Origin of the sequence: Proteus sp. FME41 (assembly GCF_014897315.1) — a bacterium.
In the GTDB taxonomy this organism is placed as follows: Bacteria; Pseudomonadota; Gammaproteobacteria; order Enterobacterales; family Enterobacteriaceae; genus Proteus.
The window spans coordinates 113,402-134,533 of the sequence record NZ_JABUYL010000008.1; the positions used below are offsets into that span (position 1 = coordinate 113,402).

At 40.2% G+C, this 21,132-nt stretch carries 22 protein-coding genes; 13 read left to right on the forward strand and 9 right to left on the reverse strand.

Translation table 11 applies throughout. From position 1 onward, the window contains the following. Positions 1 to 36: 36 nt before the first annotated feature. A complete protein-coding gene (locus tag INT04_RS09445) occupies positions 37 to 585 on the reverse strand; it encodes a GNAT family N-acetyltransferase (RefSeq protein ID WP_193015878.1) in 549 nt (182 codons plus the stop codon). A 12-nt stretch (positions 586 to 597) separates the two neighbouring features. Beyond that, positions 598 to 2,061 carry a glycosyltransferase family 39 protein gene (locus INT04_RS09450; protein ID WP_193015879.1) on the reverse strand — a complete coding sequence of 488 codons (1,464 nt, stop codon included), beginning with the start codon at positions 2,059 to 2,061 and terminating at the stop codon, positions 598 to 600. 188 nt (positions 2,062 to 2,249) lie between these two features. Here INT04_RS09450 and yihI point away from each other — a divergent pair, with 188 nt between their 5' ends. From yihI to INT04_RS09480, 6 genes are all read left to right on the forward strand, one after another. Next, positions 2,250 to 2,747, forward strand: coding sequence for a Der GTPase-activating protein YihI (gene yihI / locus INT04_RS09455; protein ID WP_193015880.1), 498 nt, complete (start codon positions 2,250 to 2,252; stop codon positions 2,745 to 2,747). Positions 2,748 to 2,949: 202 nt separating this feature from the next. Continuing rightward, on the forward strand, positions 2,950 to 4,395 hold the full coding sequence (locus INT04_RS09460; protein ID WP_193015881.1) for a DUF4026 domain-containing protein: 1,446 nt from the start codon (positions 2,950 to 2,952) through the stop codon (positions 4,393 to 4,395). A gap of 411 nt (positions 4,396 to 4,806) precedes the next feature. Continuing rightward, a complete protein-coding gene (gene feoA / locus INT04_RS09465; RefSeq protein ID WP_036914344.1) occupies positions 4,807 to 5,043 on the forward strand; it encodes a ferrous iron transporter A in 237 nt (78 codons plus the stop codon). Between the two features lie 52 nt (positions 5,044 to 5,095). Further along, positions 5,096 to 7,423: a Fe(2+) transporter permease subunit FeoB gene (gene feoB / locus INT04_RS09470; protein ID WP_193015882.1), complete on the forward strand. Its 2,328-nt coding sequence runs from the start codon at positions 5,096 to 5,098 to the stop codon at positions 7,421 to 7,423. Positions 7,424 to 7,442: 19 nt separating this feature from the next. After that, the gene (locus tag INT04_RS09475; protein ID WP_193015883.1) at positions 7,443 to 7,673 is read left to right on the forward strand and encodes a FeoC-like transcriptional regulator; all 231 of its coding nucleotides are present in this window, start codon (positions 7,443 to 7,445) and stop codon (positions 7,671 to 7,673) included. A 185-nt stretch (positions 7,674 to 7,858) separates the two neighbouring features. Beyond that, positions 7,859 to 8,329 carry an OsmC family protein gene (locus INT04_RS09480; protein ID WP_193015884.1) on the forward strand — a complete coding sequence of 157 codons (471 nt, stop codon included), beginning with the start codon at positions 7,859 to 7,861 and terminating at the stop codon, positions 8,327 to 8,329. A 43-nt stretch (positions 8,330 to 8,372) separates the two neighbouring features. On the opposite strand, the gene bioH is transcribed toward INT04_RS09480, so the two are convergent. Further along, positions 8,373 to 9,143, reverse strand: a complete 771-nt coding sequence (gene bioH, locus INT04_RS09485; protein WP_193015885.1) for a pimeloyl-ACP methyl ester esterase BioH — start codon at positions 9,141 to 9,143, stop codon at positions 8,373 to 8,375. Positions 9,144 to 9,179: 36 nt separating this feature from the next. On the opposite strand from bioH, the gene gntX reads away from it, so the two are divergent. The 6 genes from gntX (at position 9,180) to glpD (ending at position 14,477) form a co-directional block, all read left to right on the forward strand. Continuing rightward, positions 9,180 to 9,872, forward strand: coding sequence for a DNA utilization protein GntX (gene gntX / locus INT04_RS09490; protein WP_193015886.1), 693 nt, complete (start codon positions 9,180 to 9,182; stop codon positions 9,870 to 9,872). 60 nt (positions 9,873 to 9,932) lie between these two features. After that, positions 9,933 to 10,511 carry a Fe-S biogenesis protein NfuA gene (gene nfuA, locus INT04_RS09495; protein ID WP_193015887.1) on the forward strand — a complete coding sequence of 193 codons (579 nt, stop codon included), beginning with the start codon at positions 9,933 to 9,935 and terminating at the stop codon, positions 10,509 to 10,511. A 179-nt stretch (positions 10,512 to 10,690) separates the two neighbouring features. Continuing rightward, positions 10,691 to 11,014 (forward strand): thiosulfate sulfurtransferase GlpE, encoded by a 324-nt coding sequence (gene glpE / locus INT04_RS09500; protein WP_193015888.1) that lies wholly within the window; start codon positions 10,691 to 10,693, stop codon positions 11,012 to 11,014. Between the two features lie 22 nt (positions 11,015 to 11,036). Then, positions 11,037 to 11,876, forward strand: a complete 840-nt coding sequence (gene glpG / locus INT04_RS09505; protein WP_193015889.1) for a rhomboid family intramembrane serine protease GlpG — start codon at positions 11,037 to 11,039, stop codon at positions 11,874 to 11,876. A 38-nt stretch (positions 11,877 to 11,914) separates the two neighbouring features. Then, complete coding sequence (locus INT04_RS09510; protein WP_193015890.1) at positions 11,915 to 12,673, forward strand: DeoR/GlpR family transcriptional regulator; 759 nt, start codon at positions 11,915 to 11,917, stop codon at positions 12,671 to 12,673. A gap of 310 nt (positions 12,674 to 12,983) precedes the next feature. After that, the gene (glpD, locus tag INT04_RS09515) at positions 12,984 to 14,477 is read left to right on the forward strand and encodes a glycerol-3-phosphate dehydrogenase (protein WP_193015891.1); all 1,494 of its coding nucleotides are present in this window, start codon (positions 12,984 to 12,986) and stop codon (positions 14,475 to 14,477) included. A 124-nt stretch (positions 14,478 to 14,601) separates the two neighbouring features. Here the strand turns inward: glpD and INT04_RS09520 are convergent, their stop codons facing one another. Further along, the gene (locus tag INT04_RS09520) at positions 14,602 to 14,961 is read right to left on the reverse strand and encodes a DUF488 domain-containing protein (RefSeq protein WP_193015892.1); all 360 of its coding nucleotides are present in this window, start codon (positions 14,959 to 14,961) and stop codon (positions 14,602 to 14,604) included. A 278-nt stretch (positions 14,962 to 15,239) separates the two neighbouring features. Between INT04_RS09520 and metF the strand changes: the two genes are divergently transcribed. Then, complete coding sequence (gene metF, locus INT04_RS09525; protein ID WP_193015893.1) at positions 15,240 to 16,139, forward strand: methylenetetrahydrofolate reductase; 900 nt, start codon at positions 15,240 to 15,242, stop codon at positions 16,137 to 16,139. A gap of 47 nt (positions 16,140 to 16,186) precedes the next feature. On the opposite strand, the gene INT04_RS09530 is transcribed toward metF, so the two are convergent. From INT04_RS09530 to INT04_RS09550, 5 genes are all read right to left on the reverse strand, one after another. Next, on the reverse strand, positions 16,187 to 16,777 hold the full coding sequence (locus tag INT04_RS09530) for a DUF4291 domain-containing protein (RefSeq protein WP_193015894.1): 591 nt from the start codon (positions 16,775 to 16,777) through the stop codon (positions 16,187 to 16,189). Between the two features lie 257 nt (positions 16,778 to 17,034). Then, complete coding sequence (locus INT04_RS09535) at positions 17,035 to 18,039, reverse strand: LacI family DNA-binding transcriptional regulator (protein WP_193015895.1); 1,005 nt, start codon at positions 18,037 to 18,039, stop codon at positions 17,035 to 17,037. 57 nt (positions 18,040 to 18,096) lie between these two features. Further along, the gene (locus INT04_RS09540; RefSeq protein ID WP_193015896.1) at positions 18,097 to 19,617 is read right to left on the reverse strand and encodes a tripartite tricarboxylate transporter permease; all 1,521 of its coding nucleotides are present in this window, start codon (positions 19,615 to 19,617) and stop codon (positions 18,097 to 18,099) included. Between the two features lie 20 nt (positions 19,618 to 19,637). Then, positions 19,638 to 20,099 carry a tripartite tricarboxylate transporter TctB family protein gene (locus tag INT04_RS09545; RefSeq protein ID WP_193015897.1) on the reverse strand — a complete coding sequence of 154 codons (462 nt, stop codon included), beginning with the start codon at positions 20,097 to 20,099 and terminating at the stop codon, positions 19,638 to 19,640. A gap of 54 nt (positions 20,100 to 20,153) precedes the next feature. Next, positions 20,154 to 21,128, reverse strand: coding sequence for a tripartite tricarboxylate transporter substrate binding protein (locus INT04_RS09550; protein WP_226894048.1), 975 nt, complete (start codon positions 21,126 to 21,128; stop codon positions 20,154 to 20,156). Positions 21,129 to 21,132 lie beyond the last annotated feature (4 nt).

Below are 21,132 nucleotides of genomic sequence, written 5' to 3' on the forward strand. Positions count from 1 at the left end.
TGTTATATACCACTTGTGCCTTTCTATTTTCTGCAATTACTCAGCTATTGTGGGCAACAACAAACCAAAAACAATAGAATCAGAAACTTCATCACCGACTATCCAACGCTGCTTAAGGTACCCTTCTTGCTCAAAACCCAATTTGGCTAATAAAGCAGCAGAGGCTTTATTATCAGGATGAATATCCGCTTCTAAACGACGCACCGCTAAATGCGTCTGGAGATAATCAATAAACGTAATCATCGCTTCTTTCATAACGCCTTTACCTTGATAAGCCGTATCAAGGCAATACCCTATTTCGCCACGTCGAGAATTAGGATAATGGTTAAAGAAAACACACATGCCCATAAGTGTATTTGTTGCTTTATCTATCACCGCTAAGCGCAAATATTCTTTCCTTTCCATGTGGGTAATATCTTGAATGATATCTTCTTGCGCTTCTTGCAATGACTGCCAAGGAAGATGACTCCAATAACGTGTCACCTCTGGCGAACTCATGATATTAAACCAACTATCCGCATCTCCCATTTCAAAAGGACGCAAAATTAACCTTGGTGTTTCAACCTGAATATCGGCATAACGCATTTTTATTTTTCCTTATTGTGCTTTAGGTGCCACAAAAGCAATACAGACTGGCTCTGCAATGGCACCAGGCTCAGAACGAAACATTATCTCTTGAGTATCCGCTATTTTTAAACTAGGCCAGTGTTTTAATCCTTCATCAAAATGCGCCTTTTCACAGTAATAACCTACTTCGCTAACCAATACAGCACCTTTTTCTTCTAATTGTTGAAGTGTAATATGCCGATTATAAATATTAGGAGGCTGAATATTTTCTTCTAATACCCAAGGCTGTGAGGATAATGGCCTATCTTTGCCATAAAATGTCACCCACTCATGCATATACTCACCCCCCACATATGCTAGTGGTGTGTGATAATGCTGATGCCAAGCTTGTTCAATATCTTGTACAAAGGTTTTTATGCCAATAAATTTTTGCCCTGCATTACGCACATTAGCTGCTTGTACCACGGTATAACCAGAGACAACCAACATACCAAAAACACCTAAACCATACAGTACACCTCGTAATGAGCGTTTAGGCATTACACTTATTGAGCCAACAAAAAGTGCTGTTGCAATCGACATAAATGGCTGTAGCCACTCAGTAATACGACCACCTTCATGGAAGCTAAACCAAATAAAAATAATTGTTAATGGAAATAACAGAATAAAATTCAGTAACTGGCTATCTTGAGACGCAGACCAACTTACTCGCCCACCATAAAAACGTACAATTCCCCACATCAAAATAACAGGGTAAAACACCGTTAACGCTGCGCGCGTAGTGCGTAAATTAAAACGGCTTTCTATTTGAGAATCGACCCATTTAAACGCAGCAAAATCGGTTTGCCATAACCAAATAAAATTGGGGATAACAAAAGCAAACCAGACAGCAATCGCAAAATAAAAATAGGGCGAACGATAACTGACACGTACTTTAGGCACGAATAAGCTTAATAAAAACACAGTACCAATAAAGGCTAATGATGAATATTTTCCCATTGTGGCAATGCCCATGGCGATTGCAAAGCCAATCCAATACTTTTGATTATCATTAATGGCACAAAGGAAAAAATAAAATGCCCAAGCCCAGCATCCCACTAAAATATAATTATCGTTATAAGGAATAATATCAAAGTTGATGACACCAGATAAATTGAGCCCTAACATAGCGAACCAAGCAAGGTGCCCATTTTGAGTCAATTTATACGCTAAATTCCAGACACCTAATAATCCTATAGCAATCACAATAAAGTGGATAAAATACCAATAAAAGCTAAAATCGATACCGCCATAAATAGCAGGTGTCATTATAAAGCCAACAAACCAAGGATTTTTAGGGGAACCCCATCCCCCGTTAGTGCCCCAATTGACCGCTTCTACGGCATCATAAGGCACCGTGGGATCAAAGAGATAACTGACCAAAATCCAGAGTGTCGCATAACCAACAACCCACCAATATACTGGCTTACGCAATTGTGCAGATGATAATGTCATAATAAATAGAAAGTTAAGTTGATTAATTTAATTTTGTCGTTAATTGATGTCACAACACAGTAAAGTATAGTGAAATGAACCGCACATTGTACGTGAGCAAATATTAAATTGTCTTAAATTTGCGCTTTTATTGAAATTTTGTTTCTGATAGATTGCGCAACCAAGAAGATCACTATCGAGTTACCATTATGAATATGATTAAAAGAAAGCCCGCAGCAAAAACACGTAAGAAAACACGTGAAGAGCTGAATGCGGAAGGACGTGAACGTAAGCGTCAAAAAAAACACCGTGGCAATCCTGCTGGTAACCGTCAACAGGATGCGGAAAATAATCAACAATCTAAAAATACAGCGCCTAAAGATCCGCGTATTGGCAGTAAAAAACCAATCCCTCTGATCGTGGGTGATGCGCCAAAAGTGGTGAAGAAAAAACCGGCCCCCGTTAAGGTTGAGCCTGTTCGTTTAGCACCAGAGCAAGAGTTAGACTTGTTAGAAAATGATGCGCGTTTAGATGAGTTATTATCTCGTCTTGAAAACGGTGAAAAACTCAACGCAGAAGAACAAGCTTATACCGAAAAAACCCTTGATCGCATTGATGAATTAATGGTTGAGCTAGGCATTGAGTTTGAAGATGATGACGATGAAGAAAAAACAGAAGACATCATGCAACTACTGAAAGGCAAATAATCAGAAAGTCAGTGATTAGCGTTATTGCCTTACTGCTAACAGATATTAATAACCTATTGATATCTGTTAGTCTTTATATTTAAAAATACGCTATCTTGTGATGCCGTGAACAAACCTCTCAAGCTCAGATAACTCCACCTATTCCTCTCTTATCATCCCTGATATCCTACTTTTCTATCTTTTATATACGAGTGATAAAAATATGGATAACAGACAGCAGTACTTAGATATCGCAGCTGGGCAAGGAGAAAAAGTGCCCTCTCGTATAGTGGCATTCCCTGCACAGCCACTAAACTATGCGCTTATTGAGCAACGCCTAGAAGAACAAACTGATTACACTGATGGTGAAATCAATTATCTAAGTGAAAATATTGATGACGGTTTTTTCTATCGTTGCCAACAGGATGATGACGAGTTACATTTTTTTGTCTGTCTTTATCCTCGTGATGAAGATTACGAAATACGTCCAATGTATTCGACTGACGAACTCACACCACAACTACTCGCGCATGCGAATGCCACAACGCAAGATTTATTATTAGAAACACTGTTTACTGAAGCCTTGCATCCTTTGGCCAGCTATCGCCATCAATTGAATTTTTTGAATATTATCGCACCTGAAATGGTCTTAGCATTAGATGAATCCGCTGCAGGTAAAGCATTAACTCCCGAATGGATACGCTTTCAACTGGAAACACCCGACCTCTATCCTGAGGTAGAAAGCCTATATGTTATTCATGCAGTTTATGACACAGAAAATGATCCCCCTACCATGTTCTGGTTTCATACCCATGGATTGGCGCGTTGTGGCTTAACTGAAGTCGATTTAGTTATTCCTAGCATGCTAGAGTCTTACTATGGTATTCCTGATCTCTTCCGTTGTTTTGTTAACAACAGTATCAATCATCGCCAAATCGAATTTGGTGAACCAATGCTCTGTGGACAAACATCATCCGGTTTAGAGTATCTTGTTGCCTTACCTTTTGAAGAAGGTATTCGCCACGTCAATCAATCAACCCTGATTGAAAACCTTAGACCTTTAGATGAGATGCGTTATGACACTGAAGGCGCACCAAACGGCATTTTCTTAGGTGATTTAGCCGATCGTGATGAATATCATCAACACCCTTCATCTATGCTATTTAGAACCAATGAAGAAAATCCTGTTTTAGAAACCTTCTTTAAAGGTTATGAAGAGCAGCAAGCAATGATGTTGCTACGTAGCAATGAAGAAACCTATGAAATGTCCGAAAAAGCCAAACGACGTTGGGAGTACTTTGTTTCGTTGTTTGATAACAATACGCCAGCACCCGTTGAAAAAAAGAGTGGTTTTCTTTCAAAACTATTAGGTAAAGATAAGCCTGAGCAAACTGAAAGCCCTTGGCAATTTATGATTAAGTTCGGTATTCCTTATGGTGAAGAAGAAGAGAAAGAGCTTGAACATATGTGGTTTGTGCCACAGTCTCGTGATGGTGACACTGTTTATGCCAAATTACTCAACGTGCCATTTTATGTTGAAGAGATGCAAGAAGGTGAAACCTATCCCATCAATATAGATTTAATAACTGATTGGGTCGTTTCATTCGAAGATGATAGTTATACCCCTAACAATATTTACCAGCTTTTTAGCCACCAGCAAACGCACTAATTAGCTAACGATCTCACAATCCTAATGCGGGTTTCTTATTTAATCATGATGAGAAACCCGCGTTTAAATTTCAATAAATCTACTTTCATCTTGTAACCCGTTAACATTATTAATTGATTGTTATTTTGTTGCTACATTGACATCTCAACTCGTCACATTTTGTTTTTGTCTAGTAACAGATAGGGAAAACAGTCTCATTTCATCTCAATATCTTTTCTCTGGTTGATTTAAATCAAGTGCAGATAAGTGTAGAGTAGGCTAAATTATACCCAATAAGGATAATTATAATTCTCATTAGCATTAAAAATATTTATTATAATTAACCTGACTTTTATTATGTGAATTTTTTATATGCGTTAATAATTATCAGTATCATTATTTTTTGTATCAATATTCGTGGAAGGACGCTTTATGTCTCTGATCCCAAATCACAGTTATAAAATCTTGAGCTATTCACCTCAGATTAGCCCAGCATACAGACAGAAATTGTTATCTTTAGGTATGTTACCTGGGGCTGTATTTAATGTTATTCGTATCGCACCACTGGGTGATCCTATTCAAATAGAAACGCACCGAGTCTCCCTCATTTTGAGAAAAAAAGATCTCGCACTTATTAACCTTAGCGAAGTGGTTCATAACGAGAAATAATCGTTATCTCTCATTCAACTAGGCAAGACAACTAACTATTGGCATCACTATTATGACTCCTCTCACTATAGGTCTTATCGGTAACCCCAATGCCGGTAAAACAACACTCTTTAATCAGTTAACCGGTTCTCGCCAGCGCGTGGGTAACTGGGCGGGTGTCACTGTCGAACGTAAAGTCGGTCGTTTCACGACTGCAAATCATAAAATTGAACTCGTCGATTTACCGGGTACTTACTCATTAACGACAATTTCAGAACAGACATCCCTTGATGAGCAAATTGCCTGCCATTTCATTTTAAGTAATGAAGCAGACATGCTGATTAACGTTGTTGATGCCTCAAACCTTGAACGTAACCTTTATTTGACGTTGCAACTGCTTGAGCTGGGTATTCCGTGTATTGTGGCATTAAACATGCTTGATATTGCTGAACACCAAGATATGCAAATTGATATCAAAGCACTCTCTGAGCAACTGGGTTGCCCTGTTATTCCAATGGTTTCAACCAAAGCATCAGGTATTGATAAGCTCAAAGAAGCCATTGATACCTTTCCAGCTGAAAAGAAAAAACCACAAGAGTTACTGACGTCTTACCCTGTATGGCTACTCAATGAAGTTGAAGCACTGGCTGAAAGAATTAACCATGATGAATTTAATTTACAGCAACGCCGTTGGATGGCATTACAGTGTTTAGAAGGGGATATTTATACCCATCAACGGGCACAAGTCACCACAGAAGATATCAAAGCTATACGCCAACGTATCCAAGATGAACATAATAATGAACCAGAACTCGTCATTGCGGATGCTCGCTATCAAAATATTGAGCATATCTGTCATACCGTCATTAATATGGAATCCATTAAACCCAATATTTTGACGCAAAATATCGATAAAGTAATATTAAACCGTTGGTTAGGTGTACCTATTTTCCTATTTGTCATGTATCTGATGTTCGTCTTGGCGATTAACATTGGTGGGGCATTACAACCCGCATTTGAAGGCGGCTCTGAAGCCATCTTTATTCATGGTATTCAATGGATTGGTGCAACCTTTAACTTTCCTGAATGGCTAACCATCTTTCTTGCTCAAGGTGTCGGTGGTGGTATTAATACCGTTCTTCCATTAGTGCCACAAATTGGGATGATGTACCTCTTCTTGTCTATCCTTGAAGATTCGGGTTATATGGCGCGTGCTGCGTTTGTTATGGATAGATTGATGCAGGCGCTAGGCTTGCCAGGCAAATCATTCGTACCACTGATTGTCGGCTTTGGCTGTAACGTCCCCTCAATTATGGGTGCACGTACGCTTGATGCACCAAGAGAGCGATTGATCACCGTCTTAATGGCGCCCTTTATGTCTTGTGGCGCTCGTTTAGCCATCTTTGCAGTCTTCGCTGCCGCCTTCTTTGGTAAAAATGGCGCAAGTGTTGTTTTCTCACTGTATCTTTTAGGTATTGTTGTTGCCATTTTAACGGGCTTACTGCTAAAACATACCATTATGCGTGGCGAAGCATCACCTTTCGTAATGGAATTGCCGGTTTATCACGTTCCTCACATGAAAACGTTGTTGATGCAAACTTGGCAACGTTTAAAAGGCTTCGTTATCCGTGCAGGTAAAGTCATTATTATCGCCAGTATGTTTATTGGTGCCTTAAACAGCTTTACGTTCTCGGGTAAGCCTGCCGATAATATCAATGATTCTGCACTGGCATCTGTCAGTAAAGTGATCACTCCATTACTGCAACCCATTGGTGTGCATAGTGATAACTGGCAAGCCACTGTTGGCTTGGTCACAGGGGCAATGGCAAAAGAAGTGGTTGTGGGAACATTAAATACTCTCTATACCGCTGAAAGTATTGTCAATGAGCCGTTTGATGCTGAAGAGTTTGACCTTTGGGGTGAAGTCGGTGACGCATTTGGTGAAACATGGGATAGTTTAAAAGAGACCTTTACTTTAGCAGCACTCTCTAATCCAATTGAAGCCAGTAAAGGTGACGGCGAAATGGATACCGGAACAATGGGCACCATGAGTGCTAAATTTGGCTCAGGTATTGCTGCATACAGCTATTTGATCTTTGTTTTACTGTATGTACCTTGCGTTTCTGTTATGGGTGCTATCGCGCGTGAAACAAGCCGCGGTTGGATGACCTTCTCTATTCTTTGGGGCTTAAACATTGCTTACTCATTGTCCGCATTGTTCTATCAAGTCGCAACCTTTAGTGAGCATCCACAAAGCAGTGGAATAACCATTGCTGTAGTCGTCATTTTTAACTTAATTCTGTTTATCCTGTTGCGTAATGCACGTAATCGCCTAACAATTAACTTAAGCAATAAAGCGTCATTAGCAAAACAATGTTGTTCAAAAGGTAGCTGTCACTAAGTGACAAAGGAAAAGTAAGATGGCCAGTCTGATAGAAGTACGTGATTGTATCGCCCTTAATGGTCGAGCCGATGCCCGTCTTATCGGCCATCAACTTAATATGCCTGAACCGTTGGTACAAGCAATGTTAGAGCGGCTTACATTGATGGGTAAGCTTCAAGAAGTGGATGTGGAAGAGTGCCTTACGGGTAGTTGTAAAAGTTGCCCTGAAGCCACCGCCTGCCAGACAAAGCTTTATCAATTAATCTAACAAATTGATAAATGACATTATAAATCCCCTTACTTTATGTAGGGGATTTTTTTATCTACGGCTCAAGATGAATCATTTTCATCTTTCTATTTAATGATTTACTTTCCTAACTATCACGGCATAATCCATTAAACACGGACGTAAAGACGTCTATCTTAATTTCACTTTATAAGAATATAAAAATTATGCCGATAACTGAATTTTCCTCGACAATCACAACAGGCAAGCAAGGTGGATTACAGATGCAATGTGCATCACGCCAATTTCAATTTTTACTTGATGAGCCATTGTCATTAGGTGGAAGCGACAGTGCAATGAATCCTGTTGAGGCTTTATTAGGAACGCTGGGGGCATGCAAAGGAATAGTGGCGAAAAGTTTTGCACGTATGCACAAAATTAACCTCAACGACATTCGTATTGAAGTAAAAGGTGAATTAGATACCGATGGTTTTACAGGAAAAAATAAAGAAGCCAAAATTGGTTTTAGTAAAATTACGACACACTTTTTTATTCAAGCAGACAATAGCGAAGAAGAGATTGCCGCATTTATCGCTTTTATTGAACGTACTTGCCCTGTTTTTGACACCATTAAAAACCCACCTATTTGTGAAACAGCCTATTACATTGAAAACAGGGTTGAAAATACGGTGTCGTAATTTTTACAGAGCCGCCCTGAATAAGGGCAGTTCTTATAAAAAATTATTTTACTTTACAGGCCTCAATTAGCGTTTGGGCAAATTCATCAGGATGTGAAATAAACGGCGCATGAGCTGCATTACGGAAAATAACAGAGGGTGAATGTGGATAAATGGCATCTAAGAGTCCAGCCACTTTCCGCGGGACTAACCCATCTAAATAGCCGTAAAAACGAATAAAAGGACACTTCAACGTTTTCAATTCTTCTCGTAAATCTGCTGTCCGCAGAATTTCCAACCCACCGTTAAGCACCTCAACAGAAGGGAGTGGTTGATTTAATACTACAGATTTTAACGCTTTCATATCTTCACGTGCACTTTGAGTGCCCAATGTTTGTAACGCTAAAAAACGCTCAACAGTACGATGAAAATTTTCACTTAATTGTTGTTCAAACCCTTTTAAAATTTCTGGTTTGATACCCGGCCAATCCTCATAAGCGCCAAAGCAAGGTGAAGAAGCCACCGTGACCAACGCTTGTACATGGTTAGGATTATCTAAAACAATACGGCTTGCCACCAACCCGCCTAAAGACCATCCTAACCAAATTGCATTATCAGGCGCTTTTGCAAAAACAATCTCAGACATCTCGCTTAGCGTGAGAACAGGAAAACCTTGGCTACGACCATATCCCGGAAGATCAACAAGATGCAGTGTAAAATGCGAGCTTAATCGCGGTATTAATGATTGCCAGACCTCCGCATTCAACCCCCATCCGTGTAATAGCACAAGATGTGTTTTTCCTTCACCGATTGTCTGCCAATGCAATTTATTCATTGTTAAGCTCTCTTTTTTATTACAAGGATGTTCATTATGTGGATAACAATAGCAGGATATTGCTGGTTATGTCGTCAACCCTTACATTATGATACTAAAGGTATTTGTTCGAGCTGTATTCGCCATTTACCCCAACAACTCAATCGCTGTCCATGTTGTTTATATCCATCTTCTTATTCCATGATGTTATGTGGACGTTGTCTGCAATCTCCCCCACCATGGAAATGGATGTTGACAGTCGCGGACTATCAACCACCATTAAATAAATTATTACACCTTTATAAATACCATCCTCGCCCTCAAATAGCCTTATGTCTTGCACGACTTTTTTTGTTGAGGTGGCTTTCTTATCGACGAGAAAATTCAGTGCAGAAACCGGACAGAATTATTAGCGTTCCTTCGCATCGTCATCGCCGTTGGTCTAGAGGCTTTGAGCAAGTAGAAGCTATCGCTAAGCCTTTGGCAAGGTGGCTAAATTGTGCTTATCAACCGGATACCCTGATAAGAACTCGTGCTACACTGATGCAAACGCATCTTAATGCCAAACAAAGGCAACACAATTTAAAGAATGCATTTGTATTAAATAACACAGTGTCGGTATCAGGGAAAAATCTGGCACTAATTGATGATGTTATCACTACAGGTGCGACATTAAATACCCTCGTCCCCTTGTTATTTCGTGCGGGAGCACGCTCTGTTGAGGTCTGGGCGATTTGTCGAACCTTGTAGTTAACCGCCAATTGGGCGTATGATAACCAACCAGAACAGTCAACTATTGAGCAAGACGATATGATTACTATTACTGATGCCGCACAGGCGCATTTTGCCAAACTACTGGCTAACCAAGAACCCAACACCCAAATTCGTGTATTCGTTATCAATCCAGGCACACCTAATGCTGAATGTGGCGTTTCATACTGCCCACCCGATGCCGTAGAGCCAAACGATACTGAAATTCAATTCGAAAAAATTTCTGCCTATGTTGATGATATCAGCGCACCTTTCTTAGAAGATGCCGAAATTGATTTTGTCACTGACCAACTGGGATCACAATTAACGTTGAAAGCACCTAACGCAAAAATGCGTAAAGTTGATGCTGATGCACCGTTAATTGAACGTGTTGAATATGTACTTCAATCACAAATTAACCCTCAATTAGCGGGTCATGGTGGTCGTGTAAGCCTGATGGAAATCACTGAAGAAGGCTATGCTATCTTACAATTCGGTGGTGGATGTAACGGTTGTTCAATGATTGATGTCACCTTAAAAGATGGTATCGAAAAAGAATTATTAAACCTGTTCCCTGACGAATTAAAAGGTGTGAAAGACTTAACTGAACACCAACGTGGTGAACACTCCTATTACTGATCCCTCAGTATCAAATCCCCTGTGATACTCACCTGCACTGATATCACGGGGGATTCGTGTATTAAAATAATCATTTACAAAAAATAACGTCATCTTTACCCACTTGACGCTATGATGAATACATCGTTCTCTCGCTCAGAACAAATTAACAAAACAACAATATAATAAATAAGACAATTATGGATAAGTTTCAATTTATCAGCATTGAACAAGCTCATCAATTTTGGGCATCTCAATCGGCAATTTTGGTCGATGTGAGAGATCCCCAGAGTTATCGCATAGGTCATGCAACAAATGCATTTCATCTCACCAATGAAACGCTAAATCAATTTTTACAAGATGCAGACTTCGATGTTCCTGTTATGGTGATGTGCTATCACGGCCATAGCAGTCAAGGAGCCGCTCAATATCTGGTTAATATGGGCTTTGAAACCGTTTATAGTATTAACGGTGGTTTTGAAGCATGGCAAAGAGAATATCCACAAGTGGTCACTTCTCTGTAATAACGACAGATGGGTTTTGTTAATGATCCACATTATTACACTTTCTAACCCTCAAGCAGCTGATTTATTTGTCAATTATATGGCAACGAAAGGTGTGCGTATTCACACAAAAAACGAAAATCAGCAAATTACACTTTGGTTAGAAGACCAACATCAGTTGGAAATGGTTGAAAAAGAACTCAGCACGTTTCTACGTGAGCCTTTTCACCCTCGTTATCAAGCAGCAAGTTGGCAGACCGGCAACCCACAAAATACGGGTATAAAATATCGCCCTGCCTTTTCGATAAAAAACATGGTGCAACGATCAGGCCCATTAACGGTACTGGTGATTATTTTATGTACCTTCGTTTTTATCTGGCAGCAAGTCGTCGGCGACTATAATGTTATGCTCTATCTTGCATGGCCTTATGAGGAAAGCCTAAATGTTGAGATTTGGCGCTATATCACCCCCGCCTTTGTTCACTTTTCACTGATGCATATCGCCTTTAACCTCGCAATGTGGTGGTATCTCGCCAGTCAAACAGAACAGCGACTAGGCACAGGTAAATTATTTGTGATCATGCTCGTTTCTGCGCTCTTTAGTAATTGGGCACAATCTTTGTTTACTTACTCTAACTTTGGTGGGCTTTCGGGAGTTGTTTACGCATTAGTTGGCTATGTAGGCTTAACAGGCATACGTAATCCAGAAAAAGGCATTGGTGCTCCAACGGGGTTAATCGTCTTTTCGATTTTGTGGATCGTGGCGGGCTATATGGGCGTTTTAGGTGACTCTATAGGAAATTCTGCACATTTAGCAGGCTTCCTTATCGGTTTATTGATGGCTTTGTGGGATAATCGACATCAATTATCTCGCAAATCATAATAAAATTAACATGATATTTTTAACATTAGGGGACACCTGTGAAGCAAACGCAACGACATGATGCCATCATTGAACTGGTACGCCTACAAGGCTATGTCAGCACTGAAGAATTGGTGGAGCATTTTGAAGTCAGCCCACAGACCATCCGACGTGATTTAAATGAATTAGCGGAAAAGAACAAAATCCAACGCCATCACGGTGGCGCGGCATTACCATCAAGTTCCGTGAATGCGGCTTATCATGATCGCAAAATCATGTGGTCAGATGAAAAATCACGTATTGCACAACGTGTGGCGAGTTTAATTCCTGATGGTGCAACACTCTTTATTGATATTGGTACAACACCTGAAGCTGTCGCGCACGCACTGATTAACCATAAAAACCTTCGTATTGTGACCAATAACCTGAATGTTGCAACCCTATTGATGGGTAAAGAAGATTTTCGTTTAATTCTTGCGGGTGGTGAAGTGCGCACACGAGATGGCGGTATTGTGGGGGAAGCTACTCTAGATTTTATCTCTCAATTTCGTCTTGATTACGGTATTTTGGGAATAAGCGGTATTGATATGGATGGTTCACTGCTTGAGTTTGATTACCACGAAGTTCGGACTAAACGCGCAATTATCGAAAACTCACGCTGTGTGATGTTGGTGACTGACCATTCTAAGTTTGGTCGCAACGCGATGGTGAACCTAGGTAATATGAATCTGATCGATTACTTATTTACCGATCAAGCCCCTCCCGCAGGGATCCAAAAAATTGTTGAGCAACACAATGTTCAACTTGAATTATGTTAGTCAGATAAATACCCTAAAAAAGTACCTAAACAGGTACTTTTTTTTCACCTCCACATTGTTACAGCCTAATTAACTCATTCTATTTTCTCATTTTTTTATAATTAAATCGTCTTTTTTGGTTAATTTATTAGCAATGTTGCTTATATTTAATAAGCCCACAAAACATGTGGATATGATAATAAATTGTTATCCATATCACGCGGTTATGTTTTTTATCAGTTATATAGTTGGCATTTTCATCAAACTTCATTACAATTATGAGCGAAAACGAACATTAAAGAATTGTTTCGCGCATTCGTAGGAGGATGTTATGAAAACTCAAGACTTGATTGTCATCGGCGGCGGGATCAACGGCGCTGGAATTGCGGCGGATGCGGCTGGTCGAGGCCTTTCAGTTCTTATGCTGGAAGCTCAAGACTTAGCAAGTGCAACATCTTCCGCGAGCTCTAAACTTATTCATGGTGGTTTACGTTATCTAGAACACTACGAATTTCGCTTAGTCAGTGAAGCACTGGCAGAGCGTGAAGTACTATTACGCTTAGCGCCACATATTGCATTTCCTATGCGCTTTCGTCTGCCACACCAACCGCACTTACGTCCAGCATGGATGATCCGTATTGGTCTGTTCCTTTATGATCATTTAGGAAAACGTGTCAGCTTACCAAGCAGTAAAGGCATTAAATTTGGTGCAAATTCTGTTTTAAAACCTGAGTTAACACGTGGTTTTGAATACTCTGACTGCTGGGTTGATGATGCACGTTTAGTGGTTCTCAACGCACAAGAAATTGTCCGTCGCGGTGGTGAAGTACGTACTCGTACTAAAGTGACTCGCGCTTGGCGTGAAAATGATTTGTGGATGGTAGAAGCACAAGATTTACGCACAGGCGAAACATCTCGCTATCAAGCCAAAGCTTTAGTGAACGCAGCAGGCCCTTGGGTTAAAACCTTATTTGATGAAGGTTTAAAACTGAAATCCCCTTATGGTATCCGTTTAATTAAAGGTAGCCATATTGTTATTCCTCGTGCTCATAACGAACCACAAGCGTATATCTTACAAAACGAAGATAACCGTATTGTTTTCGTTATTCCTTGGATGGATGAGTTCTCTATCATCGGTACAACCGACGTTGAATACAACGGCTCACCCAAAGATGTAGCAATCGACGATAATGAAGTTCAGTATTTACTGAAAGTCTATAACGATCACTTTAAAAAGCAGTTAACTAAAGAAGATGTCGTTTGGGATTATTCAGGCGTGCGTCCATTATGTGACGATGAATCTGATTCACCACAAGCGATTACTCGTGACTACACGTTAGATGTTCATGATGATAATGGTCAAACTCCACTGTTATCTGTATTTGGTGGTAAATTAACCACTTATCGCAAACTCGGTGAACACGCCGTTGATAAACTTGTTAACTACTTCCCTAACATGGGTAAACCATGGACCAAAAATGGTCAATTACCTGGCGGTAATTTAGAAGGTTGTGATCGTGATGGTTACTCACGTTTAATTCGCCAACGTCACCCTTGGTTACCAGAAGCATTAGCACTGCGTTTTGCTCGCACTTATGGTAGCAACACTGAGTTGCTACTTGAAGAGATCACGGATTTAGCGGGTATGGGTGAAAACTTCGGTCATAACCTGTATGAAGCAGAATTACGTTATTTAGTAAAACATGAATGGGTTATTGAAGTTGATGATGCTATTTGGCGTCGTACAAAACTCGGCATGTGGCTAAATGAAGAGCAAAAACAACGCATTAGCCAATGGTTAGTGGCAAATACACACACTGCATAATGGCAGTAAAGATATTCTCTGACTCTGTTCGATGTTTTTATTAGCAATACTTGTGGCGCCTAATACCGCGCCACTTTTTTTTGCTTTTTTTACTTTTTTACTCAAACGCTCAAATTATTCATGATCAACAGTGAGCTAACTGCTTTTCTAGAAAAGCTTTTAACACGGTTGCATTATTTTGTTGCTCATCTTTACCTGAATAAAGTAATACTAACGGTTGCTCTTTTGCTATTACAAGAAGGGGTTGCCAATGTTCAGGAGTGCCTGCCAATTCTTCAATATAACGTTGGGTAAATTCAGCAAAATCACCACCACCAGCATGAAACCATTTTCGTAATTCAGTCGAAGGTGCAACCTCTTTATTCCACTCATCGTAATGAAAGTCTGTTTTTTTCACGCCTCTTGGCCACAATCTATCCACTAATACACGATAACCTTCATGGGCTCCCTCTTTATCGTTATACACGCGCTGACAAGTGATCATTTCTTCTTCCTTCAACAAGTTAGTTCGTTTAATTGTAGAAGAAAAATCATACAGCTTATGTATGGTGAAGCTTATTTTCTTTATTAAAGAAGACTTCAACATGAAGTTTTCTCTCATTTCGATTGAATTATCCTCATCAAAAACAGGGTGAATAGTTGTTGACTAAATAACCTAATTAAGAGAATCTACATCTAGACGTCTAAATGGTTAGATGGGTAAATAGGTAGTGATACTTAAATAAGAATAACAACACAGTGACAGATTGATGAGGTACAGGTATGAGCTTTTATCACGCAAGCCAACATGAAGCATTAAATCAAAATCTTGCCGAGCTTGATGGTCAGATCCAAGTTTCCTTTGAGTTTTTCCCGCCTCGTACCGAAGAGATGGAAAATACTCTTTGGCAATCTCTTGCGCGCTTAAATACCTTAAAACCGAGCTTTGTTTCTGTGACTTATGGTGCAAACTCAGGCGAGCGAGATAGAACTCACTCGATTATTAAAGGAATTAAAGAGCGTACAGGATTAGAAGCCGCACCGCATTTAACTTGCGTTGATGCCAGCCGAGAAGAGCTACAACATATCGCGCAAGATTATTGGCAAAGTGGTATTCGCCATATTGTTGCTTTACGGGGTGATTTGCCCGATAACACACAAAAACCCGAAATATATGCCACTGATTTAGTGCATTTACTCAAAGGCGTCGGTGATTTTGATATTTCCGTTGCGGCTTATCCTGAAGTGCACCCAGAAGCCAAAAGTGCGCAAGCAGATTTAATTAACTTAAAAAGAAAAGTCGATGCAGGAGCAAACCGCGCTATCACTCAATTTTTCTTTGATGTCGAAAGCTATTTACGTTTTCGTGATCGCTGTGTTTCAACAGGTATTGATGTCGAAATTGTGCCGGGAATTTTACCTGTGACCAATTTTAAACAGCTAAAACGCTTTGCAGGTTTAACTAATGTGAAGATCCCTGGCTGGATGAATAAAATGTTTGATGGGTTAGATAACGATCCTGAAACGCGGAGTCTGGTGGGTGCTTCTATTGCCATTGATATGGTGAAGATTTTAAGCCGTGAAGGAGTCAAAGACTTCCATTTTTATACGCTTAATCGCTCAGAATTAACGTATGCCATCTGTCATACACTGGGTGTTCGTCCAGAACTTGTCAGAACATGAGTCGATACAATTACCCCGCTCAATAAGCGGGGTGACATTTTGATGAATTACTCACCAAAGTGATAAGGTTTTTCAACGGGTAATAGGTTGTATGCAGTGTCGAGATCACCATTAGCAATACAAGCATCTATTTTACGTACCTTATCGGTAATATCCGTAATATTCACAATCCACGCTTTGCAATATTTTTCAACGGCTTGATCACGTAAACCAATTTGAATGGTGCGATAGCTGAGTCGATTAAGATAAATATCGCGCTCAGGATCCCATTGAATGCGGATATTACTGGTTTCTGATGCCTCTTTCCAAGCTTCAGCACTGGCATAGCGATCGGGGTCAAAATGGCTAACAACGCCTTGTGTTAGCATCTCTTGAAAGCCTTCATGCGTAATATCAACCGCAAGAATAGAGGCTTGATTCGCGTCTTTACGTCCCCAACCAGAACGGTACATCATCCAAAGAAAGGACGGTTTTACCCACGTCATGCGGGTCATGCTAAATGGGGGCGAAACAAAAGTTCCGTTTGCGACTGCGCTCTGAGCAATAGTATTAGAATAGGCTTGATAAACACGAACAAAATCATTCGTATAATATGCCCTTACTTCGCACTCAGGACATCGGTCAACATCATCGTTCATCTTTCTTTAATATCCTTTTATATTAATAAAATGGAACTATCCGCCTAAATTATGAGCCTCTGATTGCAGATAATCAAGAGCCCCCTATTTTTGTCAAGACTCTCTCAGTAGAATAGCGCGCATTAATAAAAGCAAAAAAAAGAATAACAATAAAATGAACAGACTAATGTTCCTATTGTGTTTTATTTATACAGTGATGAGTCAATTAATCTTGCTAATCTACTCACAAAGTGAGGCGAATAAGCGATTTAATTGACTCACTGAGTAGATATTAAGCGTTCGATAAGTTGTGTTTTTATTAATGCAGGGGATTTCACTACGGTGCCAGCTATCTTTGCAGACATGATTTCAAAGGCTTTTTCAACCAATAAAGCCTCATCTTGCTTCATTGACCACACATTATTAGGTAAGAAACTGAGCATCACATGGTCATCGAATGTGCCAATATAAAGATGTGCAGGAATAACACCTTCACGTTGACGAATAACACTCAATAGACCTTCAAGAATAGGCAATGATGAGGCAATAAAATGAGTCGGTATTTGCTGATGTTGCTCTAAATACTGTTTCATCATTTGTTCACCATCTTTGGTCGTATTATGTTCTGCATAAGAGACCGTGACACGACTATCATCGCCATAATGCCCTTTTATCGCTTGTACATAACCTCGTAAACGCGCTGCAATGGTGGGCAATAACGCATCTCCGGCAAAAAAATGAATCGGAGTATCTTGTTTTATCATTGCTCTTGTCAGTTGAGCCCCACTGTCACAGTTATCCGACGCAACACAAATAGCGCCACTGACAGAGAAATCTCTATCTAAAAACACGAGGGGTTTTTGCCGATGTTTTACGTGATGTAATTGGCTTTTTCGGCTTGATGAAACAATGAAAATACCGTCAACATTGCGCTCATCCATTGATTTAACAAGCTTATTTTCATTTTTAATATCACCATAGGTACAACTAATGGTGAGCTGGCAACCAATTTGGTGACAATGCCTTTCTAACTTTTCAGCTAACGCGGCAAAAAATGGGTTAGAAAGGCGAGGAATAACCAATCCATAACTGTCTGTTTTATTGAGTTTTAAACTTCTAGCCGCATGATTAACGGTATACCCAAAGACTTCAACATAGTCGGCTATTTTCTTTTGTGTTTTTGCACTGATCCGGTATTGATCACCTTTGCCATTTAATACCAATCTCACTGTGGTAATAGACAAATTCAGGTCATTTGCAATCTGTTCAACTGTTTTTGCCATTAATATTCCATCATTGATATTGCCCTCATCACTGATGTAATGAGGGCGGGTTAACCTTTACTGAGCAGGCTTAGCTCGCCATTTTTTCCACATTGATTTTAACGTTGGCCCCACGATAGGCAGAATTAACGTTAGTATTGCAATAGCTAAAAATGTCGCTGTAATCGGGCGTGTATACAGAATCGATAGATCACCTTGAGACATTGTTAATGCACGACGTAAGTTAGATTCTGCCATTGGGCCTAAAATAATACCAATGACAATAGGTGACATTGAAAAATCTAACTTAATCAATACATACGCAATTAATCCCGTCCCCATCATAATAAATACATCACGGATATCGTGGTTAACCGAATATGCCCCGATACTACACAGTACAAAGATAATAGGCACTAATACGCGACGAGGTACATCCATCACGCGGACAAATAGTTTCATACATAAGAAACCTAAAATGCCCATTAAAATATTTGCGACCATTAAACCAATAAAGATACTGTTTACTTCAACGGGATTATCAGTAAAGAGCTGCGGCCCTAATGCTAACCCTTGCACCATAAACGCGCCCATAATAATGGCGGTTGCGCCATCACCTGGAATACCCAGTGTCATTAATGGCACCATACATCCCCCCGTCACTGCGTTAGCGCCAGCTTCTGGTGCAGAAACACCTTCTGGTGAACCGTGACCAAACTCTTCAGGATGCTTAGACCAACGTTTCGCTTCATTATAAGAAATAAATGAAGAGATATCGCCACCTACGCCGGGAATAACACCAACCCCTGTACCAATCGCAGATGAACGTAAGTAGGTCGGTAGAACACGTTTAAAATCAAGCCATGTCGGTAATACACGATGAATACGTGCACTCACTTTTTCTTCTGGACTCTTTTGGCGACGCTCGCGGTAATCTTCTTCAAAGCTAATTAAACCTTGAGAGAAAGCAAATAAACCAACCAGAATCGGAATAAAAGAGATCCCGCCCATTAAGTACACGGTATCAAAGGTAAATCGCATACCCGATGTCATCGGGTCAAGACCAACGGTTGCGATAGCTAAACCAATTGCGCCACCCATTAATCCTTTGATAATCGATTGCGATGATACACTTGTAATAATACTTATGCCAAATACAGCAAGAGCAAAATACTCTGCGGCAGAGAAACCAATTGCCACTTTTGCTAACTGAGGCGCAATCACAATCAGGGCAATCGTACTAAAAATACCACCAAACATCGATCCCATGGTGGATAAACCCAGCGCACGTCCTGCTTCACCTTTTTTCGCCATTGGATAACCATCCAATACCGTAGCCGCAGATGCCGGTGTGCCTGGTGTGCTAATCAGTATCGCAGTAATAGAACCGCCATAAACAGCGCCGCAATACATTCCTAATAGCAATAATATTCCTGTCATTCCTTGAAAGGTGTAGGTCAATGGGAGAAGCAATGCAATTCCCATATTCACTGTTAAGCCAGGTAATGCGCCGATAACAATACCCGCGAACACCCCTAACAGCAGTACTGTGAATGTCTCCAAACTGAAAACAATCATAAATGCATCTAATATTTCCATATCAAAGCTCCTTTACTGCTTTATTCGAGAAAAACAGGGATTGGCAGAGGTGAATTGAACAGGAGTTCAAAGAAAAGATACGACATCACCACAATCGCAATAGGAACCACGATAAGTGAGATCTTTTTGCGTTCATTCATTAACCACATAATGGTTGGGATAAGGAGCAATGATGAAACAATGAATCCTAAGAAATATAAGCCTACTGCGTAGAATATTAATAAAAATCCTAAACCATAAGCCCGTTTAACAGCCGTCGAACTTAAATCAACAGAGCGGTGGACGTGTTTTGCTTTATCTATAATTACACTGATCCACTGAAAAATCCCCAGTAAAATAAACAAGATAGCTAAACCATAGGGCCAAAAACGCTCCCCTGGTACACCATACTCGTCAAATATGCTCATATCACGGGAGAGGTAGATAATAAGTAGCCCAAAAGCTACTGAAATCGCACCGATGATGGTATTACTTTTTGTCATGTCGGGATCTCCCTGACCGACCCTATCCGTCAAACGGATAGGGTGGTATCACTATTATTTCTTCAGTGTCGCCGCGATGAGCTCAGCGTACATTTCATGGTCTTCTTTCATCATTTGGTAAGCATCATCACCAGTGATAAATACAGGCATGATACCTTGTTTTTTCAGTGCATCTTGGTAAGCCGGTTTTTGAACCACTTCAGAGAATGCCCCGACTAACTCATTTTTCACATTATCAGGTACACCCGCCGTTGTTGCTAATACCGCCCAAGCACGCATTTTCACGTTAGTATCTAATTTTAAGGCTTCTTTAAATGTTGGGACTTCTGGAATTAATGGGAAGCGGCGCTCGTCCATCACACCAAGAACACGTAACAAACCACCATCAACGTGTGATTTTACCGCACCTGGTGTGGTTAATACGCCATCGATATGATCACCTAATAAAGCGGCAATTGATGGGCCAGTCCCTTCGTTATAAGGAATGTGATTGAATTTAGTGCTTGTCGTACGTTCAATATTCACACCCGCAAGATGGAAAATAGCCCCCATGCCTGAGTTACCAATTTTCAACTTGCCAGGATTCGCTTTTGCACCATCAACAAAATCTTGTAGTGTTTTATAAGGTGAATTGGCATTGACGACTAACACAACTGGATCAGCAATAGTAGTGGCAATCGGAGTAAAGTCTTTATAAGTAACGGGTGATTTTCCTTGATGAGGGAACATTGCTAATTCAACCGTTGTCATGACTAATTTAGTCCCATCAGGACGTGCATTAGCCACTTCAATCAGACCCGTTAAACCATTACCTGTAGGTTTATTGATAGGAACAAAAATACGACCAGCAGGCATGATATCTTTAGCAAATTCTGCAATAGTACGTGCAGAAGTATCAGTACCACCGCCCGGATTTTTCGGGATAATCACATCAATATTTTTTGTAGGATACGTTAACTGTTGGGCAACAGCATTCCCCATGCCCAATGTCATCGTAATCGCCAACGCTGCGAGTAGACTCTTTTTCATAAAA

Excerpts from the sequence above, each read along its gene's own strand:
- INT04_RS09445 (WP_193015878.1), bottom strand. The coding sequence starts at position 585 with ATGCGTTATGCCGATATTCAGGTTGAAACACCAAGGTTAATTTTGCGT.
- INT04_RS09450 (WP_193015879.1), bottom strand. The coding sequence starts at position 2,061 with ATGACATTATCATCTGCACAATTGCGTAAGCCAGTATATTGGTGGGTT.
- yihI (WP_193015880.1), top strand. The coding sequence starts at position 2,250 with ATGAATATGATTAAAAGAAAGCCCGCAGCAAAAACACGTAAGAAAACA.
- INT04_RS09460 (WP_193015881.1), top strand. The coding sequence starts at position 2,950 with ATGGATAACAGACAGCAGTACTTAGATATCGCAGCTGGGCAAGGAGAA.
- feoA (WP_036914344.1), top strand. The coding sequence starts at position 4,807 with ATGTCTCTGATCCCAAATCACAGTTATAAAATCTTGAGCTATTCACCT.
- feoB (WP_193015882.1), top strand. The coding sequence starts at position 5,096 with ATGACTCCTCTCACTATAGGTCTTATCGGTAACCCCAATGCCGGTAAA.
- INT04_RS09475 (WP_193015883.1), top strand. The coding sequence starts at position 7,443 with ATGGCCAGTCTGATAGAAGTACGTGATTGTATCGCCCTTAATGGTCGA.
- INT04_RS09480 (WP_193015884.1), top strand. The coding sequence starts at position 7,859 with ATGCCGATAACTGAATTTTCCTCGACAATCACAACAGGCAAGCAAGGT.
- bioH (WP_193015885.1), bottom strand. The coding sequence starts at position 9,143 with ATGAATAAATTGCATTGGCAGACAATCGGTGAAGGAAAAACACATCTT.
- gntX (WP_193015886.1), top strand. The coding sequence starts at position 9,180 with ATGTGGATAACAATAGCAGGATATTGCTGGTTATGTCGTCAACCCTTA.
- nfuA (WP_193015887.1), top strand. The coding sequence starts at position 9,933 with ATGATTACTATTACTGATGCCGCACAGGCGCATTTTGCCAAACTACTG.
- glpE (WP_193015888.1), top strand. The coding sequence starts at position 10,691 with ATGGATAAGTTTCAATTTATCAGCATTGAACAAGCTCATCAATTTTGG.
- glpG (WP_193015889.1), top strand. The coding sequence starts at position 11,037 with ATGATCCACATTATTACACTTTCTAACCCTCAAGCAGCTGATTTATTT.
- glpD (WP_193015891.1), top strand. The coding sequence starts at position 12,984 with ATGAAAACTCAAGACTTGATTGTCATCGGCGGCGGGATCAACGGCGCT.
- INT04_RS09520 (WP_193015892.1), bottom strand. The coding sequence starts at position 14,961 with ATGATCACTTGTCAGCGCGTGTATAACGATAAAGAGGGAGCCCATGAA.
- metF (WP_193015893.1), top strand. The coding sequence starts at position 15,240 with ATGAGCTTTTATCACGCAAGCCAACATGAAGCATTAAATCAAAATCTT.
- INT04_RS09530 (WP_193015894.1), bottom strand. The coding sequence starts at position 16,777 with ATGAACGATGATGTTGACCGATGTCCTGAGTGCGAAGTAAGGGCATAT.
- INT04_RS09535 (WP_193015895.1), bottom strand. The coding sequence starts at position 18,039 with ATGGCAAAAACAGTTGAACAGATTGCAAATGACCTGAATTTGTCTATT.
- INT04_RS09540 (WP_193015896.1), bottom strand. The coding sequence starts at position 19,617 with ATGGAAATATTAGATGCATTTATGATTGTTTTCAGTTTGGAGACATTC.
- INT04_RS09545 (WP_193015897.1), bottom strand. The coding sequence starts at position 20,099 with ATGACAAAAAGTAATACCATCATCGGTGCGATTTCAGTAGCTTTTGGG.
- INT04_RS09550 (WP_226894048.1), bottom strand. The coding sequence starts at position 21,128 with ATGAAAAAGAGTCTACTCGCAGCGTTGGCGATTACGATGACATTGGGC.